Below are 14991 nucleotides of genomic sequence, written 5' to 3'. Positions count from 1 at the left end.
ACCCGGCCCGCAATGCGGCCTCTGTTATTCACGGGAGGGTTCGCCGTGACCTAGCGAGAATGCATCTTTGGGAAAAGAAAAACCCAGCTCTGGCAAGCTGGGCTATTCGTCTCTTTAGTTCATCACTGTTCTAAAGATACTCCCCCCACAATTCAGATCTGTCAAGCGGACGCTGCGCCGAAAGCCGGCCTGCGACCGCCACATTGCAGCGCAACCGGCCCTTGGGTCGTTGCGGAGGAGAGGTCATGTCACGTCATCATCCTGCTGCCGACGCTGTGCTCGACGGGATTTCAGATCAGAAATTTGAAGAGCTCGCACTCCGACTAAAGCTGATTCAAAATTTGCCCCCTGAAGGAAAGCGAACGCGCGAACACGTTGAAATCGCCGCTGAATGTGCCGGAGTACATCCGGCAACTCTATACAGATCGATGGCGCGCATCGAGGGAAATGGAACTGTTCGTGATCTTTCCCCGAGAGGGCGCGGCTATCCAAAGGGCCGCTCCCGACTGCATCCACGGCAAGAAGCGCTGATACAGAAGTTTCTAAGGGTTGAGTATCTCACCTTCGCGAAACCATCGCTCCAGCAGATCGCAGATCGTATTGGGGACGCCTGCGAAGACGAAGGGCTCTCCCGGCCAACGCGCGCTGCTATTAATCGACGGCTTAAGGCCTTTCCAAAGCGAAGCGTGGTGCTGCGTAGGCAGGGGGCCAAAGTTGCTGAGCAGCATACACCTCGACCTGGTCAGTATGTGGTCGAGCACCCGTGGGACGTTTGGCAAATCGATCACACCCTGGCCGACGTAATTGTGGTTGACGTACATGGTCGGCCAATTGGTCGCCCTTGGCTTACTGTCGTCGTCGACGTCTGCACCCGCCTGGTGGTGTCATTCTATGTTGGCCTCGACCCGCCCTCGACTATCCGTGTCGCATCGACATTAGACTTGGCCGTCTCTAGCAAGGCCGCTTGGCTCGCCGCGCGTGGTTTGGACTATCCGTGGCCGGTTGAGGGGCTTCCGCGCCTTCTACATAGTGACAATGCTAAGGAATTCACGCGAGACGACCTAAGGCGCGCCTTCTTAAATCATGGCGTCGATTGGTCCCTAAGGCCACTCGGAGGAGCCCGCTATGGGGGGCATGTCGAGCGCCTGATCGGAACCCTGATGGGCGGGTGTCGCGTCCTTCCTGGGGCTACGCACAATAGCCCGGCCGCACGAGGTGGGTACGACAGCAAAGGGGCGGCGCGGCTGCGAATTGACGACCTGGAGATGTACTTCGCCCACCAGATTTTGGGGGTGTACAATCAAACTGATCACAGCGCGCTTGGAGTGAGTCCGTTGCGGGCCTGGACCGAGCGAGTTGATGGCCTGGTTCCTGTCTTTCCTGATGATTTGGAGGCGTTCCGCCTTGATCTGTTTCCTCAAGTTGAGCGCACTGTAGGGCGACAAGGGATCAAAGCGTTTGGCGATGATTATTACTGCCAAAAGCTTGGCGAAGCCTATATCTGCGGACTTCGAAATATTGTCGCCAAATACGATCCTCGAGACCTTTCGCGCCTGTACGTCAAGCTTCCCGACGCGGGATATATACCTGTGCCTTATCGCCTCCGTCGGGATGAACCACCACCAACATTGTGGTTGCTAAAAGCGGCGGCTCGTTCAGCGGTCAAACCAAATGTGCCGGGGCGACGCGATCGCGCCGTGGTGCGGCAAGCTGTCCGCGCTATGGAGGCGACCATTGAGCAGGCCGCATCAAGGTCTGGCGCGGCTGCTAGGCAAGTCGAGCGGCTGCGCATAGATCGACGAACCACAACGGTCCCGCCCGATCCTAAGGGACTGATCCAGGGTGACGACGACTGGGGCGGCGCCTTCAAGGGGAGGGGGGCATGAGTCCCGCTCCATTTGATCATCTACACTCGGAAATACGCCATCTCGCCACTGCCGGCATCCTGGCGCGAAAGGCTTGTATCCAAACAGATCGATGGATCAGCTATCCCGCTGCTGAGGACGCGCTGGAGCGGATCTTCGAGCTTCTTGACATGCCGCCAAGGCTCCGCATGCCCTCTCTTCTGTTTTGGGCGAGCCCCAACATGGGAAAGACGCACATTCAAAAGAGATTCATTGAGTTGTGCATAGCGAGAGACACCGGTGAGGCGCCAAAATCTCTATCCAAACCGGAGCCCTATGGATCAGTACTTTGGCTCGAGGTGAATGACAACCTCTCTGAAAAGCGCCTGTACATGGACCTGCTCAACGCTTTCAGGGCACCATGCCAAGATACAACAGCGTCCCGTTTGCAAGCCATGGTCCTCAAGCACTTCGAGGCACGCAGCATTCGAATGATTATTCTCGATGAATTGCAACGTATCACCGATTTGCGGGATCGAGATCAGCGCGCAATTCTTAATGTTCTCAAATATCTCTCTAATCAGTTGCAGGTCAGCATCGTTGGCTTCGGTTCCGGAGAGACTAAGGCGCTTATCAAATCAGACGCCCACCTAGAGGAGCGATTTGATATCGTCGCGCTACCAACTTGGACAACGAAAGAAAAATGGCTCGTTAATTTAGTCTCGGAGCGAATTGAGTACCTGCCTTTACGCAAGCCCACTTCGGTTGATCGTGCGCTAATGGAAGCGCTCTTCCTTCACTCTCGTTCGTTGCTCGGCCGCATGTTCGACCTCATCGAGCGAACGGCTATCGCCGCCCTTGAACATGATGAGCAACTTTCCGCGAGCCTTGTCGAGGAGGTGGCGACGCGTCGTCGGCGTAAAGAAGATGGATAGTTCCTGGGAAAGACCGTCAGATCTCTCGGTTCTGGCGCCGCCGGCCGAAGTGGATGAAGCACTTTCATCGTGGCTAGTCCGCACGGCTGAAGCTCACCTTCTCACAATCAGTGAATTTGAACGAGAGCTCCGTGGATCAATATCCGAGCTCGATCGAGGCAATCTGGCATCGCTCCCGCGTCTAGCGATCATGATGCGAACAGAGGTGGCGGTGTTGAGTGAAATGATCCTGTCGGACTTTCTTCGACAACCAGGACGAGCTGGGCCGCGGCCGCCCCATTGCTGGGCGATTTGTCCGTATTGTCTAGGGGAGGATATAGCGCAGGGCAGGGCGGCTCATGTGCGCCGAATTTGGACCCATCCGCTCGCCGTTTACTGTTGGCTGCACAGAGTGCCGCTCGTCCCGCATGGCAATTCCGACATCAAGATTGCGAACGAACTCACGTTGTTCGGCCATCGGAAGCCTTATGAGCCACGAGATAGTTTGCTCAGCCGATCTCACTTCGACGCCAAGGAACTGATTCAGTATACGTGTGATCTTTTGGAAGATTCATCCAAGAAGGTAGAGCGAGAATTATTTGCTGGCGCGGTGAGCGACATTGTCGATGCCATTGCAACCAACATGTACACGCCAAATCTCGGGCCAGCGATCCGGCTTATCGAGACACCGATGGCGAGGCGACGATCTTTAGCAGGATCCAACGAAATGCCAGAAAAATGGTGTTTGGATGTAAACGCTAGGGAGCGGCTGTTTTACGTACGGATGGCGCTAATTTTTCTCGTCGAACCCGAAGATCTACCAGCACCTTGGTACAGGGGCTCATTTGGAGAATATTGGTTCGAAACTCGCTATCTCGAAAGTGGAGAAATTGGGGATTGGTCTGCGCGCTATGACCCGTTGATTCTCTTGGCCACTGAGTTACCCAGGAACGCGGTTCGGACGATCGGCCATCGATCTAGCGTGTGGCCGCAGCGTCTGAGGCAGCGCTGGGCGGCGGTCGTTGCTGGAGCAACTTTCAGGGCGGCGCCTTCAACGGCACCAGATGCAAACGACTAATCAGGCACGCGGGTCGCATGTTTTCGAGTCAGGCCAGTCGCAGGATTTGGAGTCGCTAATCGCCAAAGGGCGGAACGTTGGGGCAACCGGTGACAAGCGGCATGCGACTCGCAAAGTTTGGAGTCAGTGACACATGACATTCTCATCCGGTCGCTACAAGAGATCTACCGTCTAAGTAATATTATCAGAAATTTATGCGCAATCGCCGAACTGGGCAACACCAAGCCAAGCCATGTCATGGAGCATCCAGCGCGGCAGCCGAAGCAGCTCTATTCCGGCGGCTCGGCGTCAGCGGCGCGAGCAAGACGCTCAGGCGTCAGATCCAGCGGCCAGGCGGCGTGCGCGGCTTGGCCGTGACCGGCCGAAAGCGACGCGCGGGAAATGCGGCGAAGGCCTGCCGAGCGAGATTGGCAGGCGCTGTTTACGGGCAGACATGCCGCAAAGACTGAACTGGCGTCCAGAATGGCGATTGGGGCTGCCTGGCCAATGCGGCCACGGCGCCGCGCAATCGCACGCCGATGACGAGCGGCTACAGATGCGAATGCGTTGCAAGACGATCTGCTTCCTGGGCGCTCGTAACGCGCGGCAACGTCTGAGCGGATCATTTGAGGTGGATAAAGTTTAGATAATTCAGCCTATTGATTGATTTATCTCTCAGATCGGCCCGCCTGTCATGGATCCTGTCGAGGAGCAGGGTGGTCGCCCTGCCCTGCTCCGCACGCCTCCGTCGATCCCGCGCCTATGATGAGACGTCGTCCAGCGCGATATAGACGCTGGACACCTTGACGAGCGGCATCGTGGCCCCCGGCAGGGTGCTGTAGAGGATCACCTCGAAGCTCAGCGTGGCGCCGATGCCGGCCAGGGGCTGGCGGTTCGCCTGCAGCCAGCCGTTCACCAACCCGGCCAGTTCGCCCAGGGCCGCCGAGGTCGGCGCGGTCGGCGGCATCAGGCCGATCGGCAGGTCGATCACCGGACTGGCCGGATCGCTGTTCAGGGGGTAGCGGCTGTCGGCGCCGATCTGGGTGGTGAGGTAGGTCGCGCCGTCCGCGCCCAGAAGCTGTTCGAAGAACTCGTTCAGATAGGTGGAGATCGCCGCCGGCGGCGTCACAGGCGGATCGAGCGTGGCCAGGTTGTAGGTCGGGTAGCGGATCAGCGGCGTGATCGGGGTGGCGAAGGCCACCGGGATGGTCGTGAACACGAACGCGTCGTTCGTCTTGGTTCCGTTTTCCAGATCGACATTGCGCTGGATCTGGATCGCCGTGTCCGCCGACTGGAACAGGATGGCGCTGAGCTGGGGGAAGGCGATCGTCTGGGACTGGGCGTCCTTGGCCTCTCTGGTGGTCAGATAGGCCCCGGTGACGGTGTTGACGTACTGATAGGCGGCCAACGCGCCCGGAGGCGGCGCCACCGGCTGGACCGTGAACGTCTCGGGCAGGATCTGGATCAGCGGCAGCGGGGCGCTGGCCCCGCCCACGTTGGTGACGACGATCACGGCCGGAGCCTGGTCGTCGTTCAGAGCCACCTCGACGCGGAACTTCAGGTTCACCGGCGGCGGACCGGACGGCGCCGCCAGCTTGAGGGTCGGCGGCGCCGGCGGCTTGGCCCAGTCGGCATAGGCCGTGGAGAAGCCCGAGACCAGGGTGTTCCACGCGGTCAGCGCCGCGGCGGCGTTGACGTAGGTGGCGCTGGTCAGCTTGGTGTCGGGCGCCACCTGGGTCAGGTAGGCGTCGAAGTCGGCGAAGATCGCCGGGGCGCATCCGATCAGGTTCGCCAGGGCGACGAACAGTCCTGTCGCCGGATCCTCGGGCGGCGCGGCGAGCGTGGCCGGCGCGTTGAACGACACGGTCGCCAGCAGCGAGTCCTGCGCGGCGCGCCGCGCCGTGTAGGTGAAGGTGTAGTCCCAGAGCGAGAGCTGGGCCGGCGTCGGATTGGCGATCCCCGAGCCCGCCCCGGTCTGGCCCTGGGCCGTCGGCGGCGGCGGCAGGGACCGCAGCGGAACCGGGAACTGCAGCGGGCCAGAGCCGATCGGATAGGCGAACGGGCCCGTGGTGAAGGCGATCCAGCTGCTCTGCGTGTAGCCGTCGATGCCCGGCACCTTGGTGATGTCGTTCTGCAGGTGGGTGAGCTGATAGCTCAGCGTCAGCGGGATCGAGGCCTCCAGCGTCGGATCCGAGCAGGTGAACAGGAAGGCCATCGCCGAGTCCGTGCTCGTCGCGCCCTTGGCGTTCAGCGCGATGCTGGACACCGACAGGGCGTAGTTGGGCAGGTCGAGCGGCGGCGCGGTGTTGACCGGCGCGCCATAGAAGGCGGGCGGGCTGGCCGTGCCGGGCGCTTGCGGTTCGTTGGTGGTCGCGCCGGTCACCGGCGCCACGGCCACCGAGGTCACCGCCGAGGCGTTGGCCAGTTGCTGCAGCAAGGACTGCTTCAGCTCCTCCTTGGCGGCGGCCTTCAGCGTCGGGGCGTCGGCGCCGACCAGCACGGGCTCGATCGTGCCGGAGATGGTTTCGGCCAGGGCGGCCTTCTGGGCCAGGATGTCGAACAGATCGCCGGCCTGGTCGGGATCCTTGCCGGCCAGGGCCGCCACGATGAAGGCCGGCGCGGCGTAGGTCGGGGACAGGAAGGTGTCGATCGCGGTCAGCGCCTGGGCGCACCAGACGTTCAGGTCGACGCCCGTGAAGGTGGTCGACGCCCCCTCCCCCGGACTCAGGCCCTTGCCGGTGACATAGGCCGGCAGCGTGACCGTGCCGGAGGATTGCGACTTGGCCACGGGCTTGGGCGCGTAGAACACCGGCTCGTCGCCCACGGTCATGGTCAGGCCGACATTGGAGCCCTGGGCGGCGAACCGCGCCGCCCACACGGTGTAGAGCTGGTTGGCCAGGGGTTCGTCGGGGTCGGCGGGGCCGGCGCCGACGCGATACTGCCAGGCGCTGGTGACGAACGCCGTTTCCATCTGCTGGGCGAACGGCTTCAGGGCGTCCTGCGAATCCTGGGCGGTGGTCGAGTACGGCAGGATTTCCGTCTGCACGGTCACGCCGCCGTCGACGTCGAGAAGTTGCGCGTCGACCAGGCGCGGATTGCGGCTCTGCATCAGGAACAGGCGCAGCCGCACCACATTGTCCGCCACCACCTGGGTCAGGTCGATCGGAACGGTAAGCGTGGCGCCGACGGGGCCGCTCGGCGCCGTGCCGCCCGCCGCGGCCGCGGTCGTCTGGGCGCACTGGTTGGCGAAGGCGACGAACTTGGCCGCGAGCGCGGGATCCATGTCCTGGACGCCGCCGGTCAGGCTGTTGAGCAGCGAGAAGGTGACCGCGGGGCCGCTGACTCCGGGCACGTTCTGCCCGTCGTAGTTCTGGTTGAGCTGGTAGTAGACGGCGGCGAACACCTTGGCGTCGTTGGCGGCGGCCGGGGCCGGAACGCCCCCGGAGGGCTGGTAGGCGTCGGTGTTCAGGGCCAGCGTGATCTGGAGCTGGGGCGCGCCCGCGCTGCCCGTGTAGACGTAGGACGCGCTGACGTTCGGCCACTGGCTGAGGGCGATGAGCGTGTCGGTGTAGGCGATGGCGACAGGCGGGTTGTTGAGCGGCCCGTCATAGCCCGCCGGCGGCGTGTTGAACGGCGTGACCGTCTGGTTGCCGAACAGGTCCAGCCAGCGAAGGCTGAGCTGCGCGACGCCGCCGACCCCCTGATAGGGGTTCTGGGCGGCCGGCGGCAGGTTCGGCTGGGGATTGGCCGGCGCGGGGTTGATCTTGGTGTTGTTGTAGACGTTCAACGCCTGCTGGTAGGCGATGGTCGGCGACGCCGCCTGGCTTTGCAGCATCATGCGCCGCGACGTCGGGTTGCGGATGTCGGCCTGGGTCTGGGCCGGCGCGTTTGCCCGCATCAGCGCGCTCTTGGTGTTCGGCGCCGACGACGAGCCGTCGGCGGTCGGGCCGAACGGCAGGCCCGGGGCGCTCAGGGTGAAGAACTGGTTGCCCAGGAAGCCGGCGTCCAGCAGCGAATACAGCGAGAACATGTACTGCTGGCCGTAGGTGGCGTCGGTGCTCGCGCCTGGGGGGGCGAGATTGGCGCGGGTCAGCGTCAGGCCGACGTTGCCGACGCCGATCGACGGGTTCGACGAGAAGCTCTGGGGATCGACGTTCAGCGTCGGCGTGCCGGCCAGCAGGCCGGCTTGGCTCTGCGCCATCGCCCCCACCTGCTCCAGGGTCAGTCCGAAATAGCCGGCCACGCTCGAGAAGGTGTCGCCGGCGGCCGCCACATAGGTCACCGGCGGGATCATCAGGACCGCGTAGAGGGCGGCGGTGACGTTCGGATTATAGGCCTGCAGCTGGGCGGAGGTGATCGGCGCGAGCGCGTTCTTGGAATAGTAGTTCGCGACGGTGGTCCACACGTCGCCGCCGGCGACGTCGGCCGGCGTCACTTCATGGAACATGCCGTTCAGGACGATCTGGGCGCTCTGGGCCAGGGCCGCCTGGGGATTGTCGCGGGCGACCTCGCCGGCCGTCATGCCGTAGCGGAGACCGAAGGCCGCCAGGCTGTCGCCGGCTTCGAACACGGCGGTGTTGGGGGCGGACTCTGACACGAGCACCAGGGTGGACCGAGTCGGATCGATGCTGGCGCTGGTCAGGATCGCATTGCACACATTGCTCAGGCGCGCCCCCACCGGCGTTCCGGCGGACCGGGCGTAGGTGACCACCAGGGTCAGGGTCGCGTAGCCGGCCGAATTGAAGAGGCCGGGCGGCAGTTGCGCGCCCTTGACCAGTTCGTCCCAATAGAAGCTGAACCCGCCGGACTGGACCGTCGAGATCTCCCACAGCAGGCGAATGGCGTCGGCGGGCTGGTTGAACAGGTCGTTGACGACCGGCGGTGCTTCTTCGACCGCGAAGCTCGCCTTGAACCGCGGCGGCGGCGGATTGGCCTTGGTGGACAGGTTGGAGCGCGTGATGAAGGCGTAGACGTCCGAGGCGGCGTGGCCGACCAGGCCGGGAATGTTGGAGCCCTGGTCGGCATAGGCGACCAGCACGCCGTTCGCGATGTTCGGACCCAGCGTGTTCATCTCGATCAGGATGCGCTCGAGCAGAACCGCGTCGCTCGGCGTGGGACCGATCAGTTGATAGACATTGGGCGCCATTTGGGTGACCGGCGGCGTGTTCCCGTCGCCGGGAGGCAGCACGGTGTTGGAGTTCGCCGTCGGGGTCTGGGCCCCGGCCGCCTGTTCCAGCTTGCGGATCTGGAAGTCGATGCGGGTGGCGTAGGCGTAGTCGTCGACCGCGGTCACGATCGGGAGCTGGGTGGCCGGATCCGTTGTCAGGGTCGCCGGCGCGAACACCGGCAGATAGCTCATGGCCGCCGACAGCGGCATGTCCTCGGTCAGGGCGGCCTGTTGGGTCTCGATCCGGCTCAGCAACGCGGGGGGCAGCCGCCACAGATAGGGCTGGGCCTGGCCCGAGCCGCCCGTCGCCGCCGTCTGCAACGTCCCGGGCGGCGCGGTGATCTGGGTGATCTCGCTCATCCCCGAAGTGTTCCACGGCGCGTAGCCGGCGGCCGCGAACTGCTGGGGCGTGAGCGCCAGCGGGGGTTCCGGGGCCAGGGTGAGATCGGGATCCACGGTCGAGGCGCTTGGATTGTAGCCGTATTGCACGGCCCACTTCAGCACGACGTCGAGATTGGCCGCCGCCTGGGTCAGGTCGGTGTCGCCGTTGGCGTTGCCGACGGAGCCGTTGATCTGCACCCAGCCCAGCTTGGTCGTGTCCTTGTTCAGAGTGACCGTGTAGGGGGCGCCATAGGTGGTGACCGGGAACTGCTGGCCGGTGAGCTGATAGAGGCCGTATTCCGACTGGTTGGTCGGATACAGGAACTTCGGCGACAGCGTCAGGCCGGTGGTGTTGGGCAGGCGCAGCCCCTGGAGCATGAAGCGCGAGACCATGCCGGCGGTCTGGCCCACGGTCTCGCCCGCCGCCACGCCCTGGCTCAGTTGGTCGCCGGTCAGCAAGTCCAGCTTGGACAGATGGACCAGCGGCTCCTGCTTGGCGTCGAAGATATCCGCCAGGGCGAGGTTTTCCGTCCGCGCCACGAACGCGGTCGCGCCGACGCCGAACCGGCCGAGCAGCGCGCCCAACGTGTCCCCGGCGACGGTGGTGTAGACCAGCGTCGGTATGATCAGCGGCGCTCCGACCAGAAGCAGGGTGTTCAGGTCATAGAGGCTGGTCTGGGCCGCCAGGACGTCGATCGAGACGTTCAGCGCCTTGGCCAGGCTGTCGAAGCTGTCGCCGAGCTGGGTGGTGGCGGACGCCGCGCCAATGGTGATCGTCACGCCCGCCTGCAGCAGGTTGGTGGCGTTCTGGTTGCTGACGATCAGCGCCGCGGGGGTGGTCGTGAACTGCGGCGCGCTGAAGCGGGCCGCGATGGCCGACAGCGACTCGATGATCGTCGTCGCGCCGTCGACCCGGCTCTGGACGCTGGCGGTGACGCCGTCGAAATAGAGCGTCCCCCCGACGGTCAGCGGGTTCTGCGGATTGCCGTTGACCAGGTCCTCGAAGGTGAAGCGCGGATTGGCCTCGCCCGTCTGGACGAAGGCCATGATCGAATTGAGGGAATCCTTCGGCCGCAGCGCGTAGGGGAACGAGGCGTAGCAGTCGATCGCCGCCTGCAACAGTTGCCGCGAGATCATGGCGAAGGCGTCTTCGAACAGCACCTGGGCCAGGGATTCCGGCGTCTCGTCCAGCGACAGCGCCTTGGGGGCCGGCGCGTTGATCTCGTTGTTCAGCGTCGCCGCCAGCTTGTCGAACGCGGCGATCACGGCGGTGCGATAAGCCGGGGTGATCGCGGTCCAGGCCTCGAAGTCGATCGTGACCGTGCCGCCCCCCGCGGTCGGCGACGGCGACGGCACGGTCAGGCTCAGGCCCGGCATGACGGGGAAGATCACCGCCCCGGCCTTCAGCGCGTCCTGCTGCGCCTTGCTGGGCTTGGTGACGAGATCGACGGTGAAGTTGGCCTTCAGGAACGCCAGAATGTCCGAAGCCGCCAGCGCCGGTTGCTGGGCGGGGTCGGCCAGGACCGCCAGGATCTCCTTGAGCGTGGCGACGCTGACCGGCGTCTCGGCCTGAGCCGCGCTGTCCGGCGTCGCCGGGTGGGAGGCGATGACCCAGGGCAGCAGGGCGTCGCACAGGGCGGCGAAGGACGAACCGGTCGCGTTGCCGTCGCCGGCCGCGGTCGGCGCGTCCATCGAGAACAGGGTCACGAAGGCGCCCTGCTGGTTGGCCAGGCTCAGCTGGCTCATGTCCGGCGCCAAGACGGTGAACTGCGGCGTGAGCACGATGGTCAGGGTGGGCGCCGTGTCGGCGTTGGCATCGGCGGATGCGGAGGCCGAAAGGCTCATCACGCGCGGCTGCGGCGCGAACCGCAGCGCCACCTTGGCCGGCCGTTCCAGAGCGCGCGGCCGGGCTTGGGTCTCGACCTCGCCGAACGCCGCGAAGGCCAGCATCTTGGGCTGGGGATCCCAGGGCGCGGTGCTGTCGGAGCCGATGGTCATGTCCTCCGAGATCGTCGTCGCGAAGGAGAAGCTGATGGAGAAGGAGAACAGGCCAAGATCGATCTTGACCGAGACCGAGACCGAGACGGACGCCGACACCGACATCGGAATGGCGCGATACGACTCGTAGGTGATCTGCAGCGCCAGGACGATCGACACCGACACGCTGGCCGAGATGATCGCGAAATTGATCGTGCCGTAGAGCTTGCCCTGAATGCCGAACTGGCCCCGCAGCCAGAAATAGTTGTCGGCCTGGACCTCCTTGTTGGTGGCGGCCAGGGCCGTGCCGTTGGCCACCGTCACGGCGTTGGACCCGTCATAGGGATGCCAGGGCGCGAACACGCCCTGGATGATGCCGAAGAAGGTGACCGAGAAGCCCGCCGACAGGATGCCTTTGTCGATCGAATAGCCCAGCCCCATCTGCAGGCCGATGCCGAACTCGATCACCGGATCGAAGGTCCCCTTGTCGGTCTTGGGGATCTTGGTGGAGGTGGCGTTGCTAAGCTTGGAGAAATAGAATCCGCCCGATCCCATCACCGGGAACGGGCCGACGATGGCCTGGATCGTGAACGATCCGGAGAAGTCCATGTTGTAGGGGAAGCCCAGGTCGAACGTGAAGTCGCCGTTGGTGTAGATGGCGATGCCGATGGTCGGCAGCGTGACGTTCAGGGCCCCGAAGTTCAGTTGCCGGATCGAGCCGGGCAGCACCAGGTCAAGCTGGTACACGCCGATGGTCGGCGTCACCTTCTTGTACATGATGTCGATGGCCAGATCCTTCAGGACCGGGATCTTGTCGCCGTTGAAGCCGAGCCTCAGGCCGTAGAGGTCAGGATCGTTGAACACGACCATGACCTCGATCGAATAGAGACTGCTCTTGGCGTCGCCGACGCGGAACAGGCCGATGTCGGTGGCGATCAGCCAGTTGCTGTCGGCGTTGTAGCGCGGCTGCTTGGCCTGGGTACTGGTGGGGTCGACGGGATTGCCGCTGCCCGAGCCGGTCGAGGGGATCTGCTCCAGGGACTTGATGACGGCCTGGGTGCTGCTCATGTCGCTGGCGTTGATCGACACGTGCTGGCCCAGGGCGAGCAGGCGCAGGTCGAACAGCGCGTTCCCGCGGCCCGGCACCTCCGGCATCTTGGTGACGTCTTGGCCCTTGGTCGGGTCGTCGCTGAACAGCGGCTGAAATGAAGGGTCGGACGACAGCGGCGAACGGCCGGAGATCGTGAACAGGACCTTCCCGGTCTTGGGATCGCGGGCGAAGTTGAAGCCGTCGATCACCAGGAAGCCGAGGTCGATCGGCGACGACAGCGTGTAGCCGGCGCTGACCGTTGTCGGCGCGTTGGCGGCCAGATGGAAGGTCAGGAACAGGCCGTCCAGCGAGATCGAGTTCAGCACCGCCCAGGGACCGGACAGCGAGAAATACGAGCGGCCGGTCAGCTGCACCAGCGAAGTGATCAGCGAACCCAGGCTCCACCCGTTCAGGGTGACGGTGATGGTCTCGGCGGTGCTGTCATAGGTGCCGGTGACGCCTTCCCACTGCACCGCCAGCGTCGAGCCGCCGGCGCTGCCGGGCTGGTTGAACGCGTAGGCGATCGAGACGGTGAGCCCCTGGACCGCCGCCACCGAGATCGTGCCCAGCACCGAACCGGAGAATTCGCTGCCCGCGGGCTTGGAGCCGTCATAGGCCAGGGCCAGATCGGCCGTGCAGGCGATCGGCAGGCCCGGCAGCACCGTCGTCTCCCAGGTCAGGGCCCCGGCGATGGTGTATTGCGACTGGGCGCCCGAGGCCGTCGGAATGATCGCGCCGACGGCGAAGCGATCGACGATCAGGGTCTTGGGCAGGAAGTCCGGCAGGAACTTGTCCAGATCGGTGACCGCGAACAGGTCGCGCAACAGCGACCCCAGGTCCAGCGGCGCGGCCAGGGAGCTCTGCAGCCGCCATTGCGGCGAAGTCCCCTGCCCTTCGTAGGCGATCAACATGTCGATCGCGATCGGTCCGACGGCCATCAGGCCCGACATCGAGGCCGAATAGGCGGTCGAAGGCGGTTTGGCCGCCGGCGGCTGGGTAGGCTGCGGCGTCTGGGCCGACAGCGCCATGCGCATGCCGTCCAGCCTGATTAGCGGCTGGCCGTTCCAGGTGATGATGTCGACGGTGACGTCCAGCCCGAACGAGAACGCATAGCTGGTGTTGGGCGGATCGATCATCAGCTGCACGTCGCTGAAGACCACGGAGATTCCATCCGGCATCTGGACCAGGCCGCCGGTCACGGCCGGCAGCAGGTTGGCCAGCGAAACCTGGCCCTGGAATTCCGCCAGGATCGTGAAGTCCTGGTCGATCGACAGCGCGAACTCGCCGCCCGGATTGCCCTGCGCGTCGGTGAAGACGGTGGGCATGAAGGTGAAGGTGGTCTCGAACAGCAGAAGCTGGCGGGAAGCCCCGGTCGGATTCAGCACCGTCCAGTGCAGGTCGAGTGATTTGATGGTGAGGTCGAAATTGCCCGAAGGGTCATTGATCAGCTGGTACTGGAACCCTTCGAGCGTTCCGATCGAAACGGCGGTCGAGGTGATGGTCGGGACCGTCTTGCCTTTCGACATGACAGTCGAAACCAGCAGCCCCTTGAACGCGATCTCGGTGAAGAAGCCCTGCAGCGGCGCGGGGACGTAGGCGATGTAGTTGGCGTTGACCCCGGCTATGGTCGCGATGTTCGCCGGCGTCAGGGGCGTGGTGGCGCCCTCCGGCGGCGCCAGGGCGATGGCGAAGTTGTTGGTGGCGCTCTGGATCTGCACCGTGAATCCGAGCGCGAGCGGCGGCGAGGTGGTGGTCGTGACGAGACCGCCGAAGGTGTAGCTCACCAGCTGTTCGGGCGGCGGATCGTCCTCGTTCACCGGACCTTCGGCCGGCGGGGCCGGCTCGATCACGAAGCCGAAGAAGGGATCGCTGGCTTCCAGGAACAGGAAGGTGAACGTGGCCGCGGACAAGGGGGCCGTGAGGTTCATCACCGGGAACGGCGTGTCGTCGTTGACGCCCGAGGCGTCGATCGGCCCGGACATCACCAGCGGATTGGGGACCGCTGCCCCCGTCAGGTTGGCGATCTGAAGGACGGTGTTGGCGTAGAGGCTCAGGGTCAGGGCGCCGGCGAAGGTCATGCCGGGCGTCAGGGCGACCAACGCCCCGTCGGAGGCCGGCCAGGCGGCCGTGCCGGCCGCGGTGGAGAACAGCAGGCTGGACTGGCTGAACGTCAGATTGTCGAACACGCCGCCGACCATCCACGGAAAGCCCGTTGGGAAGGTCCAGCCGGACAGGTCGGTGCGGATCTGCACCAGCAGGACGGCCCCCGCGGTGTCCGGCAGGGTGAAGGTCAGGGTGACGGCGGTCTGGGCCGCCGTGGCGCCGAACACGCCGTTGGTGAGGCTGGCGGCGGTGATCGTGAAGCTGTCGCCGACCACGGCGCCGACCTGGCCCTCGCCCACGGACAGGCCGTCGGTTCCAGCCAGCACGAAGGCCTGCTTCAGCAGGGCGTCGAAGCCCGGCGGCGGCGTCACGCCGTTGCTGGTCAGATAGGTGGCGTCGAGCACGACCGGCCAGGTGGCGGAAGCGAAGGCGGCTTGTAGCGTCTGGAGTGACAAGGC

General features: G+C 64.5%; 4 protein-coding genes. 3 read left to right on the top strand and 1 reads right to left on the bottom strand.

Annotated features, from left to right (window positions below; translation table 11 throughout):
* The first annotated feature begins 245 nt into the window (after window positions 1–245).
* From ASD38_RS23585 to ASD38_RS23575, 3 genes are read left to right on the top strand one after another with little or no spacing between them, the layout of a single operon-like run.
* On the top strand, window positions 246–1886 hold the full coding sequence (locus ASD38_RS23585) for a Mu transposase C-terminal domain-containing protein (protein WP_082560861.1): 1641 nt from the start codon (window positions 246–248) through the stop codon (window positions 1884–1886).
* Complete coding sequence (locus ASD38_RS23580) at window positions 1883–2779, top strand: TniB family NTP-binding protein (protein ID WP_082560860.1); 897 nt, start codon at window positions 1883–1885, stop codon at window positions 2777–2779. The genes ASD38_RS23585 and ASD38_RS23580 overlap by 4 nt, the downstream gene beginning before the upstream one ends.
* Entirely contained in the window at window positions 2772–3836 is a 1065-nt protein-coding gene (locus ASD38_RS23575) for a TniQ family protein (protein ID WP_162252161.1), read from the top strand. Before ASD38_RS23580 ends, ASD38_RS23575 begins: the two co-directional genes overlap by 8 nt.
* Window positions 3837–4575: 739 nt before the next feature.
* Here ASD38_RS23575 and ASD38_RS22870 read toward each other — a convergent pair.
* Window positions 4576–14988: a hypothetical protein gene (locus ASD38_RS22870; RefSeq protein WP_156390845.1), complete on the bottom strand. Its 10413-nt coding sequence runs from the start codon at window positions 14986–14988 to the stop codon at window positions 4576–4578.
* Window positions 14989–14991 lie beyond the last annotated feature (3 nt).

The organism is Caulobacter sp. Root487D2Y (assembly GCF_001427165.1).
In the GTDB taxonomy this organism is placed as follows: domain Bacteria; phylum Pseudomonadota; class Alphaproteobacteria; order Caulobacterales; family Caulobacteraceae; genus Caulobacter.
This window is presented reverse-complemented; position numbering and strand designations above follow the sequence as displayed.

Excerpts from the sequence above, each read along its gene's own strand:
- ASD38_RS23585 (WP_082560861.1), top strand. The coding sequence starts at position 246 with ATGTCACGTCATCATCCTGCTGCCGACGCTGTGCTCGACGGGATTTCA.
- ASD38_RS23580 (WP_082560860.1), top strand. The coding sequence starts at position 1,883 with ATGAGTCCCGCTCCATTTGATCATCTACACTCGGAAATACGCCATCTC.
- ASD38_RS23575 (WP_162252161.1), top strand. The coding sequence starts at position 2,772 with ATGGATAGTTCCTGGGAAAGACCGTCAGATCTCTCGGTTCTGGCGCCG.